The organism is Actinomadura mexicana, assembly GCF_900188105.1.
Lineage (GTDB): Bacteria > Actinomycetota > Actinomycetes > Streptosporangiales > Streptosporangiaceae > Spirillospora > Spirillospora mexicana.
The window spans coordinates 406,842-423,091 of the sequence record NZ_FZNP01000003.1; the positions used below are offsets into that span (position 1 = coordinate 406,842).

A 16,250-nucleotide genomic window follows, 5' to 3' on the forward strand; every position below is an offset into this window, starting at 1 on the left:
GGTGCGACCCTGGTCACGCGGGGTGAATGGAATTCTGGCAAAGCGTGCCGTGGAGTCGGTCACAGCCCGGCCCCTCGTACGATGGGGCCATGACCTCCACCCAGCGCCGTGTCCTGCTCGCCAAGCCGCGTGGTTACTGCGCGGGCGTCGACCGGGCCGTGCAAGCGGTCGAGATCGCCCTGGAGAAGTACGGGGCCCCGATCTACGTCCGCAAGCAGATCGTCCACAACGTGCACGTCGTGAAGACGCTGGAGGAGCGCGGCGCGATCTTCGTGGACGAGACCGAGGAGGTCCCCGAGGGCTCCATCGTGGTGTTCTCCGCCCACGGCGTGGCGCCCGTCGTGCACGAGGAGGCCCGGAACCTCGACCTGCGCACCATCGACGCGACGTGCCCGCTGGTGACCAAGGTCCACAAGGAGGCCGTCCGGTTCGCCGCCCAGGACTACGACATCCTGCTGATCGGCCACGAGGGCCACGAGGAGGTCATCGGCACCACCGGCGAGGCCCCCGACCACATCCACCTCGTCGACGGCCCCGACGACGTCGCCAACGTGACCGTCCGCGACCCCGAGAAGGTGGCGTGGCTGTCGCAGACCACGCTGTCGGTCGACGAGACCGTCGCCACCGTCGAGAAGCTCCGCGAGCGGTTCCCCAAGCTGATGGACCCGCCGTCCGACGACATCTGCTACGCCACCCAGAACCGGCAGGTCGCGGTGAAGGAGATGGCGGCGCAGGCCCAGCTCGTCATCGTGGTCGGGTCGACCAACTCCTCCAACTCGGTCCGCCTGGTCGAGGTCGCCAAGGAGCACGGCGCCGACGACGCCTACCTCGTCGACTACGCCGAGCACATCGACCCGGCCTGGCTGGAGGGCGTCGCCACGGTGGGCGTCACGAGCGGTGCCTCCGTACCGGACGAGCTGGTCCAGGAGGTCCTCGCCTGGCTCGCCGAGCGCGGCTACGGCGATGCCGAGGAGATCGAGTCGGTCGAGGAGAGGATGCGCTTCTCCCTGCCGAAGGAGCTCCGCAAGGACCTGCGCATCACGCCCGTCTAGCCCGCGGCGGACGGCGGCCGGTCGCCGCGGGCGTGCCGGCCATCCGGCGGCGTGCCTGGGGAGTCGTCCCACCGGACGGGGTTCTCGTTCTCGTCCTTCTCGAAGAGGCGGACCCCGACCAGCTTGTCGTGCAGCTCCCGGGCGTTCGTCAGGACGCCGCGCGCCAGGCAGATCACGACCACGAGCAGCGTGCCGAAGAACAGCCACGGCGCGGTGGCCGCGAGCGCGGTGAAGACGCCCACCGTGACGCCGCGCAGCAGCGGGCCATCGCCGAGCGTGGTGGCGAGCACGACCGCGAGCGTGGCGGCGAGGAACACCAGCGGCGGGCTGACGACGAGCGTGAGCAGGTCGGCGGGACGGGTCGCGAACGCGGCGAGCGCGCAGCCGATCGCGAACCCGGCGCCGGCGAGCAGCGGCACGCCGAACCACCGCGACAGCAGCCCGCACAGCACCCCGGCGGCGAACATGACCACGATGCCGCCGCGCCCGGTGAGCGTGATCGGGCCGGCCGACTCCGAGCGGGGCCGGCCGCCGCGCCGGCGCCGCGCCGGGCCCTCCGGGGACGCCGGGGAGCCGCCCGGCGCGTCGCGTACCGTCGATGAACTCATCGCCACCTCTTCCCCGTGGGAGGCGGACCCCCCACACGCCCCGGCCCGCTCCGCTCCTGGACGTTCCGCGGATCGCCCTGCTCGGGGACGCGCCCGCCGAGACCCGCCGCTCCCGCGGCGGGGCCGGGCCGGGAACGCTCCCGATCAGGCGGATGGTCCTCGTCGTCGAAAAGTTCGTCGCCCACGGTCAGTTCGGCCGCGGACAGGGCGCGGGGGCTCTCCTCGACAGGATGGGGGCTTTGCAGGCCGTCGTCCACCACTCCGAGCTCGTTCAGCTTGCGCGCACTGACCAGGACGCGCGTCTCCAGGGATCCGACCGTCCGGTTGTAGGACTTGACGGCGCCGGTCAGCGCGCGGCCCAGCTCGTCGACGTGCTGCCCCATCGTGCCCAGCCGCTCGTAAAGTTCCCTGCCCAGCTCGAAGACCGCGCGGGCGTTGTGCGAGAGGGCGGCCTGCTGCCACGCGTAGGACGCCGTCCGCAGCATCGTGATGAGGGTGGTCGGCGTGGCGATGTGCACGCGCCGCCGCATCGCGTACTCCAGCAGTCCGGGGTCGCGGTCGAGGGCGGGCGCCAGGAACGCCTCGCCCGGGATGAACAGCACGACGAACTCCGGCGCCGGGCTGAACGCCTGCCAGTACGACTTGGCCGACAGGCGGTCGACATGGTCGCGCAGGTGCCGCGCGTGCGCGTCCAGCCGCACGGGGTCGCCGCTCTCCGCCGCCTGGAGGTAGGCGGCCAGCGAGACCTTGGAGTCGACCACGATGCTCTTGCCGCCGGCCAGTCGCACCACCATGTCGGGACGGACCGTGCCGTCGGCCGTGACCGCGCCCGCCTGCTCGTCGAAGTCGCAGTGGTGCGCCATCCCGGCCAGCTCCACGACGCGGCGGAGCTGGAGCTCGCCCCAGCGCCCCCTGGCCTCGGGCCGCTGCAGCGCCCGCACGAGCGACTGCGTCTCGCGCCGGAGCTGGTCGGAGCTCTGCCGGACGAATTCGACCTGCTTGGCCAGCATGGCGTGCGACTCGCGGCGGCCCGTCTCCACCTCGCGCAGCTGCTCCTCCACCTTGGCGAGCGTCTCCTTGAGCGGCGCGACCAGATGCTCGACGGCCTGCTGGCGCCGCTGCAGATCCCCGGCCGCCTCGACGCCCGCCGCCTTGAGCCGCGCGTCCGCCAGCTCCAGGAACCGCTGGTTGCTGGCGTCCAGGGCCTTGGCCGAAAGGTTCTCGAAGTGCTCGGCCATCCGCTCCTCGGCGTAGGCGAGCTTCTCCTCGGCCGCCCGCGCCCGCGCGATCAGCCCGCCCTGCCGGCCCGTCGCGAGCGCGTACCCGGCGACGGCGCCGAAGACGGCGCCGACGAGGAGTCCGGCGAACAGCGCGAGATCCATCCGCTCATCGTGACAGCGCGCCCGCGTTCGGCGACCGCGACGCGCCGGGACGCCCCGCCTCACCGGACATTTGGCCCAGCGTTCACCAGGGGGAGGCCGCACGGAGGTTCCGGGCAGCCCGAGGGGTCCCCGGACGCCCATAAACTTGGCGGCCGTGAGCCTCTCCATCGGAATCGTCGGGCTGCCCAACGTCGGCAAGTCGACGCTCTTCAACGCGCTGACCAAGAACGACGCGCTGGCCGCCAACTACCCGTTCGCGACCATCGACCCCAACGTCGGCGTGGTCGGGGTGCCCGACCCGCGGCTGACCGTGCTCGCCGAGCTGTTCGGCTCGCAGAAGGTCATCCCGGCGACGATGGAGTTCGTCGACATCGCGGGCATCGTCAAGGGCGCGTCCGAGGGGCAGGGCCTCGGCAACAAGTTCCTCGCCAACATCCGGGAGACCAACGCGATCTGCCAGGTCATCCGGGCGTTCGAGGATCCGGACGTCACGCACGTGGACGGCGACGTCGCCCCGTCCCGCGACATCGAGACGATCAACACCGAGCTGATCCTGGCCGACCTCCAGACGATCGAGAAGGCGCTGCCGCGCCTCGACAAGGAGGCCCGGACCAAGAAGGACAAGGACAAGCTCGCCGTCGTCGACGCCGTCAACGCCGCGCAGAAGCTCCTGAACGACGGCGTCACGCTGTTCGCGGGCGCCGAGCGGGCCGGGATCGACCTGGAGCTCCTGCGCGAGCTGCACCTGCTCACCGCGAAGCCGTTCCTCTACGTCTTCAACCTGGACGAGGGCGAGCTGACCGACGAGGCCCTGCGCGCGCGCCTGCGCACCCTGGTCGCGCCCGCCGAGGCGATCTTCCTGGACGCCAAGATCGAGGCGGAGCTGATCGAACTGCCCGACGACGAGGCGCTCGAACTGCTGCAGGGCATGGGGCAGGAGGAGTCCGGCCTGTCGCAGCTCGTCCGGATCGGGTTCGCCACCCTCGGCCTCCAGACCTACCTGACGGCGGGGCCCAAGGAGTCGCGCGCCTGGACGATCCCCAAGGGCGCCACCGCGCCGGAGGCCGCCGGCGTCATCCACACCGACTTCCAGCGCGGCTTCATCAAGGCCGAGATCGTCTCCTACGACGACCTGACCGCGGCGGGCTCGATGGCCGCCGCCCGCACCGCCGGCAAGGTGCGCATGGAGGGCAAGGACTACGTCATGCAGGACGGCGACGTCGTGGAGTTCCGCTTCAACGTCTGACCGCGCGCCCGGCGCGCCCGGAGGGGCGGGCGGGCGCCGTGATCCCGTGTGATTTTGGCGACACGGGACGCCCGTGTGGCCGGTGCGCCCGGCGAGCCAGGTGCTTTGATGCTAAGTGTCGCATTTTCGGCACCGTGTCGGATATTTCTGTGCACGGATTGCGGGCGCCGTCGCCATCCCGTGACCGAGCGACTTCTGAGGCGTCCGGCTTGTCCGTTACCTGGGGTTGCGCACCCTTCGAAGCCCTGGGTAGGAGAACGTCACCGTTTGGCAATCATCTCCGTTCCTGCTGAGGTGGATTGCATTATCCGCAACCGCGTGCCGGGGCTGTGCTTCGCCGGGATGCGCTGGAACAATTGACGCCCGTGGTTACCCTGGGCCCGAGGTGGGTTCAGAAAAGCCACCGACATGACCGGCAACAGGACCGCGCCGACCGGGGGCGAGGCGCGAGCGGAGGCAGGATGGCTCGCAGGTCGGCCGTGGGACGCGGCCGTGACACCGCCGTAGTCGAGGAGACCGCGGCGCCCGGCCGGGCGCTCGCGGCGTCCGCCGACCCGGGGGACCTCCCCGAGCGCGGCCGCGGACGGTCCGGCGGCGGCGGCTCGGGCGGCAGGGGTCGCTGGGGCGGATCCGGTGGGCGCTGGTGGGTCTGGGTCGGCCGCGCCGTGCTGTGGGCCCTGATCCTCGTCATCCTCGTCAACGGCATCCGCGCCCCGTTCGAGCGCTTCACCGCCGACGACACGCCCGGCGGGGGCACGGCCGCGTCCAAGGCCCCGAGGAACGCCGGCTTCCCCAGCAGCGCCGCGGGCGCTTTCGCCCTCCAGTTCGCCAACGTCTACCTCAACTTCGACCAGAGGACCGCGCCCGCCCGCGAGGCGCAGCTGCGGACCTTCCTGCCCGACGGCGCCGACGCCCAGTACGGCTGGAACCGCGTCGGCAGGATGCAGGTTCAGTCCGTCCAGGTCGCGGGCGTCGACGCCCGCGACGCCAGCAACGCCACCGTGACGCTCCTGGCCCGCACCGCCGACCGCTGGCTCCGCCTCGCCGTCCCGGTGTACGCCGACCGGAGCGGCTCGCTGGTCGTCTCGGCCCGTCCCGCCCTGCTCCCTCCTCCGTCCAAGGCACAGCTTCCCCAGGACGGGGTCCAGGACCGCGACGCCTCCCTCGAAACCGAACTCCAGCCCTTCCTCGGCACCTTTTTCCAGGAGTACGCGGACGGCAACCAGGCGGCCCTGTCCCGCTTCTCCAACGGGACGACCATTGCGGGGCTGGCCAAATCCGTCGTATTCGTACAGGTCAAGGAGGTCGTCGCGCCCAAGGGGCCCGACGGCTCGCGCACCGTCACCGCGACCGTGGTGTGGCAGCCCGCCGGAGGCGGCGGCGGTGAACTCGAACAGAGCTACCAGCTCGCCATGGTGAAAAAGGGGACGACCTGGCTTGTCCAGGACATTCGCGGCACCACACAACCGAACGCATCATGAGAGGGATCGGAAGAGGAGTGGTCGTCCACGTAGCGAACATCATCGAGACCACGGCCAAGGCGATCGCCGAGGCCCTAGGCGTGGACGCCTGACCTCGGGCGGAGGTCGGCAGGCGGCACGGTGCCCGCGCAGTTAGGGGAGTAGGGGCGTGGATCTACCCACGTACACGAACATCTGGCGCATCGAGAAGCGGCTCTACAAGCTGTACGACCTGCGGCTTCCGATGCCGCTGCCGCTGGTCCAGATCGGCGTCTTCCTCGGCGTGTTCGTGCCGTGGATCCTGCTGCTCCGGCTCGTCGGCATTCCCTTCGCGTCCCCCTGGCACGTGCTCTACATCGTCCCGCCGGGCGTGCTCACCTGGCTGGCGACGCGCCCCGTCATCGAGGGCAAGAGGCTCACCGAGCTACTGCTCTCCCAGGGCCGCTACCTCGCCGAACCCCGCACGTGGTGCCGCCTCACCGCCATCCAGGAGCCGCGCGAGGTCGTCATCGTGGCCCGCGTCTGGCGGCGCGCCGGGAGCCCCGCCCCGGCCGCCGCGGCCGAACGTGCCGCGATCAAGACCCGCCGCCGCGCCCGCAGGCGCGCCGCCGAGCCGGAACCCGCCGCGGCCCCCGCCGCGACCCCGGCCCTGATCCCGCGCCCCGCGGTCGCCACCGCGCCCCCGTCCCTGGTCGAGTACGCGGCCCAGCGCGAACCCGTCCCCGCCGCCCCGCTGCCCGCCTCCCCGCTGCCCGCTTCCCCCCTGCCCGCTTCCCCCCTGCCCGCCGTCCCGCTCCCCGCCGACCCCGAGCCCGCCGTCCCGCAGGCCGCCGTTGCCCCGCCCGCCGCGCCCGAGCCCGTCGTCCCGCCCAGGGCGTGGCGCCGCACGAGCCGCGACATCTCGCACGAGGACGACGTCCTGGCCTTCCCCGCCGGCTTCGAGCACCCCCCGGCGACGCCGCGGCTGGAGGTCCCCCCGCCCGCACCGGCGCCCGGCTCCGGCAAGCGCGCCCTGGCCTCCGGCGTCCGCCGCCCGGGCGAGCAGGCCGAGTTCTGGCAGGCCGTCCCGGCCGGCGAGACCCGCCCCGACATCCCCCAGCAGCACCGCCCCGGCGACCGCAGGGCCGCGGAGGAGACCGCGGGCGCACCCGAACCGCCCCCGCGCGAGAACGAGCAGGCCCCCGCGCCGCCGGGCGTCCGGTGGGTGCGCCCCGCCGAACCGGGCGACGGCGTCACGCGGCAGCCGCCGGCCGAGTCCGACCGGACCCACGCCGCCGACGGCGAGCGCGTCCGCGCGACGCAGGCGTTCAACGGAGAGCCCGGCGACAAGAAGGTCGCCGGCGCGCCCTCCCCGCACCGAGCGGCCCCCGCCCCCCGGATCCCCGCCGCCACCCGCCCGGACATCCCCATGGTCCCCGGCGCCTTCGGCGCCGAGAGCCCCCGCCCCTCCGCCCGGCCCCAGGAGCAGCGCGCCGCGGAGCCGGTGCGGCTCCCCACTCCGCCGCAGCAGCCGCACGCGCCCTCGGAACAGCCCGCCGCGCGGCCGGAGCAGCCCGCCGCGCGGTCGGAGCAGCCCGCTGCAGGGTCGGAGAACCCCGCCGCGCCGGAGCGGCCCGCCGCGCGGCCGGAGCACGGCACCGCGCCGCAGGAGCGGCCTTCTGCGCGGCCGGAGGTGCCTGCCGCGCACTCCGAGCGGCCCGTTGCACCGGAGCAGCCGCACGTGCCTTCGGAGCGGCCTGCCGCACGGGCGGGACGTCCCACCGCGCCGGCCGAGCAGGGTGGTGCGCCGACGGCGCGGCCCCCGGTGCCGCCGGAGCGGCGTCCCGGGTGGACGGTGCGGCCTCCCGCTCCCGCGCCGCCGGAGCGGGAGGCCGCGCGACCCGAACTGCCCGCCGCGTCGGCGGAGCAGGCCGCCGCGCCGCCGGCGCCGCGGCCCGTGCCGCAGCAGCCGCCGCCGGTGCGCCCCGCCGCGCCGCCGGAGCGGCCCGGGGTCCTGCGGGAGCCGCCCAGGCCCTGGTCGAAGGGGTTGTCCAAGCCGCAGCGACCGGCCGGTTCCGAGCCGGTGGCGCCGCCCGCGCAGGAGGTGCCGCCCGTGGCGCCGCCGCGCTCGATGGAGCCGCCGCGCCCCTTGGAGTCGCCCCGTCCGGTGGAGGAGGAGGCGCCGCCGCGGGAGGTGCGGTCGCAGCCCGCGTCGCCCGTCCGGCCGAGGCCGCTGCCGCCGCCGCCGGCGCCCCCGCCGTCGGGTCCGGCGATCACCCCGCCCGGTCCCGAGCACGAGGTGACGTCCGGCGGGCTGCGTCGGCTCATCCACGCGGTCGGCGGCGGGCACGGCGAGGTCGACGCCGACTACCAGCAGCGGATCCAGCAGCCCTTCCACGGGACGCGGCACGTCGTCGTGCTCGGCTGCACCGGCGGCGCCGGGCAGACCGTCACGGCGCTGATGCTGGGCCACACGTTCGCGCAGCACAACGGCGAGCCGGTCGTGGCGATCGACGTGAACCCCGGGCCGGGCGCGCTCGCGCGGCGCACCCGCAGCGACACCAACGAGACGCTGACCGGGCTCATCACGCGCGCCGACCAGGTCTCCAGCCTCACCGCGATGCGCCGGTACACCTCGCAGGCCAAGTCCGGCCTCGACGTCATCGCGGCGGGCAAGAACCCGCTGCAGGCGCTCGACGACCGCGACTACGCGCTCGCGATCCGCACGATCGACAAGTTCTACTCGGTGACGCTGCTCGACGCGGCCGCCGCCGTGGTGGCGCGCGTCCTGCCGTACGCCGACCAGATCGTCCTCGTCGCGCCGGCCAGCGCCGACGCGCCCCGCGCCGTCGCGATGACGTTCGAGTGGCTGGACGGCCACGGCTACGAGGAGCTGCGGTCCCGCGCGGTGACGGTCATCAACGGGGTGAGCCGCCGCAGCATGGACGACGTCGAGCAGGCCGAGGCCGTGGCGCGGGGCCGGTGCCGGGCGCTGGTGCGCATCCCGTGGGATGATCACCTGAGCATGGACCGCGCGCCGCGCAACGAGCTGAAGTCGTTGCGCACCCCGACGCGGCGTGCCTATCTTGCCCTCGCCGGCGTCGTGGCCGGCGGCTTCACCGTCGTGCCCGAGCGTTACCAGGAGCTTCAGCAGGAGCAGGAGGCCACCCGATGAGCGCCCCTCGCGGGCATCGAGCGGAGACCGAAGTGAACCGGGCATTGCTGGCGGACGCGCCTGACGTTCATGACCGTCCGGATGGCGAAGACTCTCCCGGGCAGCCCTGTGCGGCCGCCCGGCGGTGGAGAGAATCGTCGATCGGAACCGGCGTCGGGAGGACGGCATGAGCAAGTCGAGCCGACTGGCCGTGCGGTACTTCGACGACCGCGTCCTGCTGACCGACAGCGCCGCGTGGGCGTACTTCCGGCTCCCCACGGTGTCCTACGAGTTCACGACCGGTGAGGAGCGCGAGGCGCTCGCCACCAACATCACCATCGCGCTGGCCGGCATCCGCATGCAGGACGCCGAGGTCCACCTGCGGATCGGGCACCGGACGTATCCGGCGGCGGAATGGGCGCTGGCGCTGGACGGGACGTCCGACGGCGGCCCCGGGTGGCGGGAGTACCTGGAGGAGACCTACGCCCACGTGTGGGCGAAGGACTTCTGGACCAAGGAGGTCTACCTCGGGGTGCGGCTCGGCCAGCGCGGCATGGGCGCGCAGCTGTCGGGCGGCGTCCTGTCGCAGCTCCTCAGGGTCTACAAGCGCAGCGAGAGCGCCCTCGGCGTGCACGACGACGCGGTCGACAAGAAGGAGGTCGCGCGCTGGACCGAGCAGGCCGACCGGATCGGCCGCGCGCTCGGCGGGTCCGCCCTGTACGCCAGGCACGCCACCTCCACCGAGGTCGCGTGGCTGTTCCAGCACGCGGTGACGGGGTCGCTGGCCGATCCGCCGCCGTCCGCCGTCGCGCGCCGGACGTGGGGCAAGGGCGAGATCGAGTCGCTGGTGGAGGGCGCCATCCACAACGGGCGCTCGTACCTGCGGATCGAGCAGCCCAACTTCACCGGGGCGGGCGGCGGCGCCACGGCCGCGTCGTACGTCGCGTACCTGTCGTTCGCACGGTTCCCCGACATGATGCCGTTCCCGGACGGCGAGCCCTGGCTCCACTACGCCGACGCGCTGCCGTTCCCCGTCGAGATCAGCTCGCGGATGAAGCTGATCCCCCCGGCGAAGGCGTCCAAGGACGTCTCGCGCAAGCTCGCGCACGCCCGCGACATGGACCAGCACATCCGGGAGGCCGGCGCGGAGGCGCCGATCGCGCTCGCGGAGCAGATCGACGCCGCCCGGATGCTGGAGCACGGCATCACCAAGGAGCGGCTGCCGTTCGTCTACGGGTGGCACCGGCTGATCGTGTCGGCGCCGACCGAGGAACTGCTCGCGCAGCGCGTGGACGCCGTCGTGGAGCACTACCGCGACATCGGCATCGACGTCGTCAACTCGACCGGCGACCAGTTCTCGCTGTTCCTGGAGTCGCTGCCCGGCGACCAGATCCGGCTGAACGCCTACGCGCAGCGCCAGCCGCTGCGCACCATCGCGGGCGGCATGCCGGTCGCCACCGTCGACCTCGGCGACCGCTCCGACGACGAGGGCGAGGGCTGGGTCGGTCCCTACATCGGCGAGACGCTCGGCCGGGCCCGCGCCATCGTGCACTTCGACCCGCTGGTCGCCGCGGCGCGCAACCGCCCGACGGCCGTGGCGATCACCGGCGAGCCCGGCGGCGGCAAGACCACGCTCGCGCTGCTGCTGATCTACCAGATGGCGCTGCGCGGCGTCACCATCGCGGCGATCGACCCGAAGGGCGACGCCGAGTCGCTCGTGGAGCTGCTCAAGGCGCGGGGCAGGAGGGCGCGCATCCTGCCGCTCGGCTCGGCGGCGCCCGGCCTGCTCGACCCGTTCTCCTTCGGCGACGACCTCGCCACCATGAAGATGATGGCGACCGAGACGCTGCGGCTGCTGCTGCCGCGGATGTCGGAGGAGCGCGAGTCCGCGATGATCCAGGCGGTCGGCGCGGTCGCCAACGCCGAGCGGCCCTCGCTCGGCCGCGTCGTCGACCACCTGGAGGCCGCCGGCGACGCGGCGTCCAAGAACCTCGGCGCGGTGCTGCGCTCGATGTCGGAGATGCGGCTCGCGCGGCTGTGCTTCGACCCGTCCGGCGGCGAGCGCATCGACAGCGCCGGCTGGACGACCGTGTTCACGCTCGGCGGGCTCACCCTGCCGGACGTCACGATCCCGCGGGAGGACTACTCCTACGAGCAGCGGCTGTCGGTCGCGCTGATGTACCTGGTGTCGCAGTTCGCGCGGCGGCTGATGCACGGCCTCGACCGGCGGCTTCCGAAGGTCATCTTCCTGGACGAGGCGTGGGCGATCACCTCGACGCCCGAGGGGGCCAAGCTGGTGCCCGAGGTGTCGCGGATGGGACGCTCCCGCAACACCGCGCTGATCCTGGTCTCCCAGAACGCGGGGGACCTGCTGAACGAGCAGGTGACGAACTGCCTGTCCTCGGTGTTCTCGTTCCGCTCCACCGAGCGGGTCGAGGTCGGCAACGTCATGTCCCTTCTCGGGGTCGAGGCGTCCGACGAGCACAAGGCCGTGCTGCGCAACCTCGGCAACGGCGAATGCATCTTCCGTGACCTCGACGGCCGAGCGGGGCGCATCGGCGTCGACCTGATCTCCGAGGAACTGCAGCGTTGGCTCGACACCAACCCCACCCGGTCCCGTCCGGGCACGTCCGAACTCACCGCCGCGGGGGCCGAGGTCGAGGAGGTCTCCCGATGATGGGTTCCCGCGACGGGACGGCGCGCCTGCAGCGCTCGCCCGGCGAAGGACTCGACCGCAGGGCGCTGCGGCGCCCCCGGCGCCCCCGGCGCCGCAGCGCGCCGCGCACCCGCCGCTCGGTGATGCTGCTGGTGGTCATGGCGCTGTTCATGCTGGGGCCGCTGACACCGGCGTCAGCGTCGGTCCCGCAGCTGCCGAACCCGCTGAACGACGCGTGCAGCCCGGCCGACCATCCGGCGCCCGAGCAGTACGGATCCGGGACGGACGGCATGATCAAGCCGCCCGAGTACCCGAACGAGAAGCTGCAGAAGACGCCCGTCGAGAAGCTCACCTACTACGACCGCTACGGCACCGCCGGGCAGACGTGGTACGCGGTCGACATGGGCTGCTCGGACGCGATGTCGATGATGGGCAACGCGATCGCGAACACCGTGTTCACCCTCGTCCGGACGATCGACCGGACGACGATCAGCGTCTACCAGGCGGCCGCGTCGGAGTCGCTGCTGAGCTGGCTGAAGGACACCGTCGACGGGGTCATCACCAACATCGGCGAGACGTTCAACGCCCGCTACTGGTCGTGGGTGATCATCCTCGGTGCGATGTGGCTGGCCTGGTGGGGGCTCGTCCGCCGGCGGGCGAGCAAGGTCAGCGAGGGCGTGATCTGGATGGTCGCCGCGATGGTGGCGCTGACCTGGCTGATCACGCGGCCCGCGGACTTCACCACGCTCGGGACGAAGGTGTCCGAGGCGACCAGCGCCGCGTTCAGCGCCGCGCTGCCGCCGAGCAACACCAAGGGCGGGACGTGCGTTCCCGTCCCCGAGGGCAAGCCCGACCCGGCGATGTCGGAGAGCATGGACGCGACGTCCCGCAACGCCAACGCGCTGTGGGTGGCGCTGGTCTGCAAGCCGTGGCTGCAGGGCGAGTTCGGCACCAGCGACCCCAACGCGAAGATCATCAAGCAGAACGCCGACAAGCTGCTCTGGTCGCAGGCGGTCGACCTTCCGGAGACGTACGGCACGAACAAGGTCGACCTGGGGAAGAAGTCCGACGCCTACAAGGACGTCACGAAGGACATCAAGGACAACCATCCCCAGAACTATGCGCTGTTCCAGGGCAAGGACTGGCAGAACCGGCTGGGAGTGTCGCTCATCGCGCTGTTCGCGGCGCTGGTCGCGGGCCTGCTCATCCTGGTCATCGCGCTCGCGCTGATCGTCGTGAAGATCGCGTTCCTGCTGCTGCTCGTCGCGGGGCCGATCTTCCTCGGGATCGGCATCCATCCGGGCGTCGGACGCGTCGTCGCCATCCGCTGGCTCGAACTGCTGCTGTCCATGCTGCTGAAACAGGCGGCGCTCATCGGGGTGCTCTCGCTGCTGCTGTGGGCGTACGGCCTGATCCTCGGCGAGACGCTGCCCTGGGGCCTGCAGGTGGTGCTGATCGCGCTGGTGACTTTCGCGGCGTTCGTGTACCGCAAGCCGTTCCAGCACCTGTTCTCTTCCGTCGGCTACTCGGCGGTCGGGGCCCGGGGCAAGGGCGAGGAGGAACTCGGCAAGTCGATCGCCGCGGCCCGCAAGAGCACCGAGGCGATGCCGCCGGTGGCGGCCTACCAGATGTTCCGCAAGGCCAAGAACGACCCGGCGATGGCCGCCGCCGTCGCCGGCGGCGTGACGGGCGGCGCGGCGGTGGCCGGCACGGTGGCCGCGGCCGACCGGTCGGCGCCCGGCGCGGGCACGGAGCAGTCCCCCGAGGACGCACCGGTGCTCGCGGCGAAACCGCGCGGCGCGGGCGGTGCGGGCGCCGCCGCGGCGCAGGGGCGGTCCAGGCGCGGTGCTCCGCCGCTGAACCTGCCGACCAGGGCGGGCGCTCTCGGCGATCGCCGCACGGACGGCGCCAGGGCGGCGGCCGCCAAGCCCGGCGGCGTCGTCGTCGCGAAGGGCGACGGTGAGGACGCCGGAGGCGGAGGCGGGTCCGGCAAGGGCACCGTCCGCCCGACCTCCTGGTCGGGCCGCGGCGGAACCGGCGGCGGCGTCTCCGGTGGCGGCGGCTCGGGCGGCGGTTCCGGCGGCGGCTCGGGCGGTGGTTCCGGCGGTTCGGGTGGCTCAGGCGGCGGTGGCGGCGGCCGTGGACGCTCGGCCGGCTCCGCCGGTCGCGGCCGCGGGCGCTCGGGCGGCGGCTCGGGCGGTGGTTCCGGCGGTTCCGGCGGTTCGGGCGGCTCCGGCGGCGGCTGGTTCGGCGGCGGCAACGGCGGTTCGGGCGGTTCGGGCGGCGGGTCCGGGAACGTCCCCCGGCAGCGCGGCCGCGGCGGCGGCGCCGGGGGCGCAAGGCCCTCGCGTCCCGAGCCGGGCGGGCGGCAGGCGCCCCCGCCGCTGTGGGGCAGGGGCGGCTCCAACGCCAGCCCGCCGATCCCGTTCTGGCTGCGTCCGGTGGATCGCCGGTCCGGTGAGCCGGATCGGGACGAGTGATGAACCTGAACGACCGGCGGCGCAAGCTGCTGTTCGCGGGTCTCGTCGTGCTGCTCGCGGCGGTCGGCGTCTACCTGACGGTGGCCTCGCCCTCGGGCGGGTCCGGCGATGAGCCGCGGGCCCGCCCGAGCGCGACCGCGACGCAGGGTCCGCAGGCCCCCGCATCGCCGCCGCCCGGGATCCAGAACGCCGTCGACCCGAACGACTTCGACGTCTACCGGCTGCTGCCGTTCTCCCGGCAGGAGTTCGCCACGGCGGCCGACATGGCGCAGCGGTTCGTCGCCGCCTACGGGACGTACCGCTACGACGAGGCCCCCCAGACCTACATGGCGCGCTTCGCCGGCCTGGCCACCGCCGACCTCGGGCAGCGGCTCGGCCAGGGCGTGGCGACGCCGGGGATGGTGGAGGAGCGCCGCCGCGAGCAGCTCGTCGCGCAGGGCACGGCGTCACTCGACCGGGTCCGCGACATCGAGAACAACTCGATCATCTTCCTGGTGACCGGCCGGCAGCAGGTCACCAGGAACGGGAAGACCAGCAGCGACAGCAAGCAGTACGCGGTGACCGTGACGAGGGACGGCGGCTCGCTGAAGGTCTACTCGTTCGAGCCGGCCGACGCCGGCCAGGCGGGTGACACGGGATGAGCCCGCGAAGGCTGCTGCTCGTCGGTGCTCTCGGCGTCGCCGCGGTGATGTTCGCGGCGCTGGTCTTCGTCCCGGTCCTGTTCGGCGCGAGCCAGTTCCTGTTCGGCGGCGGGATCGGCGGTGGCGGCGGCTGCGTGAACGTCGCCGGCGCCGGTGCGCAGCCCGCGGCGGCCGCCGACGCGAAGTCCGTCCCCGTCGACTACCTGAGGCTGTACCAGGAGGCCGGCAAGAAGTACGGCATCCCCTGGAACGTCCTGGCAGGAGTCGGCAAGGTCGAGACCGACCACGGCAGGTCGACGATGCCGGGGGTCTCCAGCGGGGAGAACTACGCGGGCGCGGGCGGTCCCATGCAGTTCCTGGCCGCGACGTTCAGGGCGTTCGCGGTGGATGGCGACAAGGACGGCAAGAAGGACCGCTACGACCCGGATGACGCCGTCCCGACGGCCGCCGCCTACCTCAAGCACAACGGCGCCCCGGAGCGCATGCGCACCGCGATCTTCCAGTACAACCACTCGTGGGACTACGTGGACCTCGTCCTGGACTGGGCGAAGCGCTACGTCGGCGGCGAGTTCAAGGCCGTCCAGGCGAACGGGATCAACTGCGAGGACAACGAGCTCCCCGCCAACGTCGGCGCACTCGTCAAGACGATCATCGCGTTCGCGATGGCGCAGCGCGGCAAGCCCTACGTGTTCGGGGCGAACGGGCCGGACGCCTACGACTGCTCCAGCCTGATCCAGGCCGCCTACCGGCAGGTCGGGCTGAACCTCCCGCGCACGACGTTCGAGCAGTGGCCGTTCGGCGTGAAGATCGCCAAGGGCAAGGAGCAGCCCGGCGACCTGGTGTTCTTCAACTCCGGCCCCGGGACGTCGGCCGACAATCCCGGCCATGTCGGGATGGTCATCGGCGGCGGCAAGATGATCGTGGCGAGCTGCTCGGCGTGCGTGCCGGCGATCGGCGTGAAGACCTACAAGAAGGCGAACTGGATCGGGGTGACCCGCCCGCTCGCGCGGCCGGACTTCAAGAAGAAGGCGTCCGAGCTGGCCGCGCGGCAGTAGCCGCCCGGCGGGCTCAGCGGAACCGGCGCCTGCCCACGACGCTCAGGATCTCGCGCAGCGCGTCGGCGGCCGCCCGGACGTCCTCCGGCGGCACCCCGGCCATGACCTCCTCGTGCGCCGTCCCCGACGCGGCCAGGGCCTGCTCGGTGACGCGCAGCCCGTCGGCGGTCAGCTGGACGAAGCGGCTGCGCGCGTCGCCGGCGTTGGCCTCGCGCTCCACGTAGCCGGCCTTCTGCAGCCGCTGCAGGACGTTGCTCGTCCCGCCCGAGGTGAGGAACGCCGACCGCGTGAGCTCGCTCGGTCTCAGCCGGTACGGCTCGCCCTCCCGGCGCAGCACGGTCAGCACCTCGAACTCGGCGTAGGTGAGGCCGAGTTCGGCCAGCGGGCCCCGGAGGGCCTGCTGCACCAGCACGGCGACGCGCGCGGCGCGCTTGCTCAGCTCCAGCATCGCGACGAGCGGTTCGGGCAGCCCGTCCCGCCGCCACACGTCGGCCAGGCCATCGATCTCGTCCTGCACGCCCCGAGCGTACTCGCTCC

11 protein-coding genes are annotated in these 16,250 nt (G+C 73.1%); 8 read left to right on the top strand and 3 right to left on the bottom strand.

Translation table 11 applies throughout. From position 1 onward, the window contains the following. Nucleotides 1-89: 89 nt before the first annotated feature. Nucleotides 90-1,052 carry a 4-hydroxy-3-methylbut-2-enyl diphosphate reductase gene (locus CHC11_RS10395; RefSeq protein WP_089311421.1) on the top strand — a complete coding sequence of 321 codons (963 nt, stop codon included), beginning with the start codon at nucleotides 90-92 and terminating at the stop codon, nucleotides 1,050-1,052. Here CHC11_RS10395 and CHC11_RS10400 read toward each other — a convergent pair. Together CHC11_RS10400 and CHC11_RS10405 are read right to left on the bottom strand one after the other, a co-directional pair. Further along, on the bottom strand, nucleotides 1,049-1,660 hold the full coding sequence (locus tag CHC11_RS10400; protein ID WP_089311650.1) for a DUF6542 domain-containing protein: 612 nt from the start codon (nucleotides 1,658-1,660) through the stop codon (nucleotides 1,049-1,051). The genes CHC11_RS10395 and CHC11_RS10400 overlap by 4 nt on opposite strands. Further along, nucleotides 1,657-3,042, bottom strand: a complete 1,386-nt coding sequence (locus CHC11_RS10405; protein ID WP_245919031.1) for a DNA recombination protein RmuC — start codon at nucleotides 3,040-3,042, stop codon at nucleotides 1,657-1,659. The genes CHC11_RS10400 and CHC11_RS10405 overlap by 4 nt, the downstream gene beginning before the upstream one ends. 154 nt (nucleotides 3,043-3,196) lie before the next feature. On the opposite strand from CHC11_RS10405, the gene ychF reads away from it, so the two are divergent. From ychF to CHC11_RS10440, 7 genes are all read left to right on the top strand, one after another. Continuing rightward, the gene (gene ychF / locus CHC11_RS10410; RefSeq protein WP_089311422.1) at nucleotides 3,197-4,288 is read left to right on the top strand and encodes a redox-regulated ATPase YchF; all 1,092 of its coding nucleotides are present in this window, start codon (nucleotides 3,197-3,199) and stop codon (nucleotides 4,286-4,288) included. Nucleotides 4,289-4,749: 461 nt separating this feature from the next. Continuing rightward, the gene (locus tag CHC11_RS10415) at nucleotides 4,750-5,769 is read left to right on the top strand and encodes a conjugal transfer protein (protein ID WP_089311423.1); all 1,020 of its coding nucleotides are present in this window, start codon (nucleotides 4,750-4,752) and stop codon (nucleotides 5,767-5,769) included. Between the two features lie 148 nt (nucleotides 5,770-5,917). Then, nucleotides 5,918-8,902 carry a TcpE family conjugal transfer membrane protein gene (locus CHC11_RS43375; protein ID WP_089311424.1) on the top strand — a complete coding sequence of 995 codons (2,985 nt, stop codon included), beginning with the start codon at nucleotides 5,918-5,920 and terminating at the stop codon, nucleotides 8,900-8,902. 166 nt (nucleotides 8,903-9,068) lie between these two features. Then, nucleotides 9,069-11,558, top strand: a complete 2,490-nt coding sequence (locus CHC11_RS10425) for an ATP-binding protein (protein WP_089311425.1) — start codon at nucleotides 9,069-9,071, stop codon at nucleotides 11,556-11,558. Further along, nucleotides 11,555-14,017 carry a type IV secretion system protein gene (locus CHC11_RS10430; protein ID WP_089311426.1) on the top strand — a complete coding sequence of 821 codons (2,463 nt, stop codon included), beginning with the start codon at nucleotides 11,555-11,557 and terminating at the stop codon, nucleotides 14,015-14,017. The genes CHC11_RS10425 and CHC11_RS10430 overlap by 4 nt, the downstream gene beginning before the upstream one ends. Beyond that, on the top strand, nucleotides 14,017-14,658 hold the full coding sequence (locus CHC11_RS10435) for a hypothetical protein (RefSeq protein ID WP_089311427.1): 642 nt from the start codon (nucleotides 14,017-14,019) through the stop codon (nucleotides 14,656-14,658). The genes CHC11_RS10430 and CHC11_RS10435 overlap by 1 nt, the downstream gene beginning before the upstream one ends. Beyond that, nucleotides 14,655-15,713 (top strand): bifunctional lytic transglycosylase/C40 family peptidase, encoded by a 1,059-nt coding sequence (locus CHC11_RS10440; protein ID WP_089311428.1) that lies wholly within the window; start codon nucleotides 14,655-14,657, stop codon nucleotides 15,711-15,713. The genes CHC11_RS10435 and CHC11_RS10440 overlap by 4 nt, the downstream gene beginning before the upstream one ends. Nucleotides 15,714-15,726: 13 nt before the next feature. Here the strand turns inward: CHC11_RS10440 and CHC11_RS10445 are convergent, their stop codons facing one another. Beyond that, nucleotides 15,727-16,230, bottom strand: coding sequence for a MarR family winged helix-turn-helix transcriptional regulator (locus CHC11_RS10445; protein ID WP_143227000.1), 504 nt, complete (start codon nucleotides 16,228-16,230; stop codon nucleotides 15,727-15,729). Between the last annotated feature and the right edge of the window lie 20 nt (nucleotides 16,231-16,250).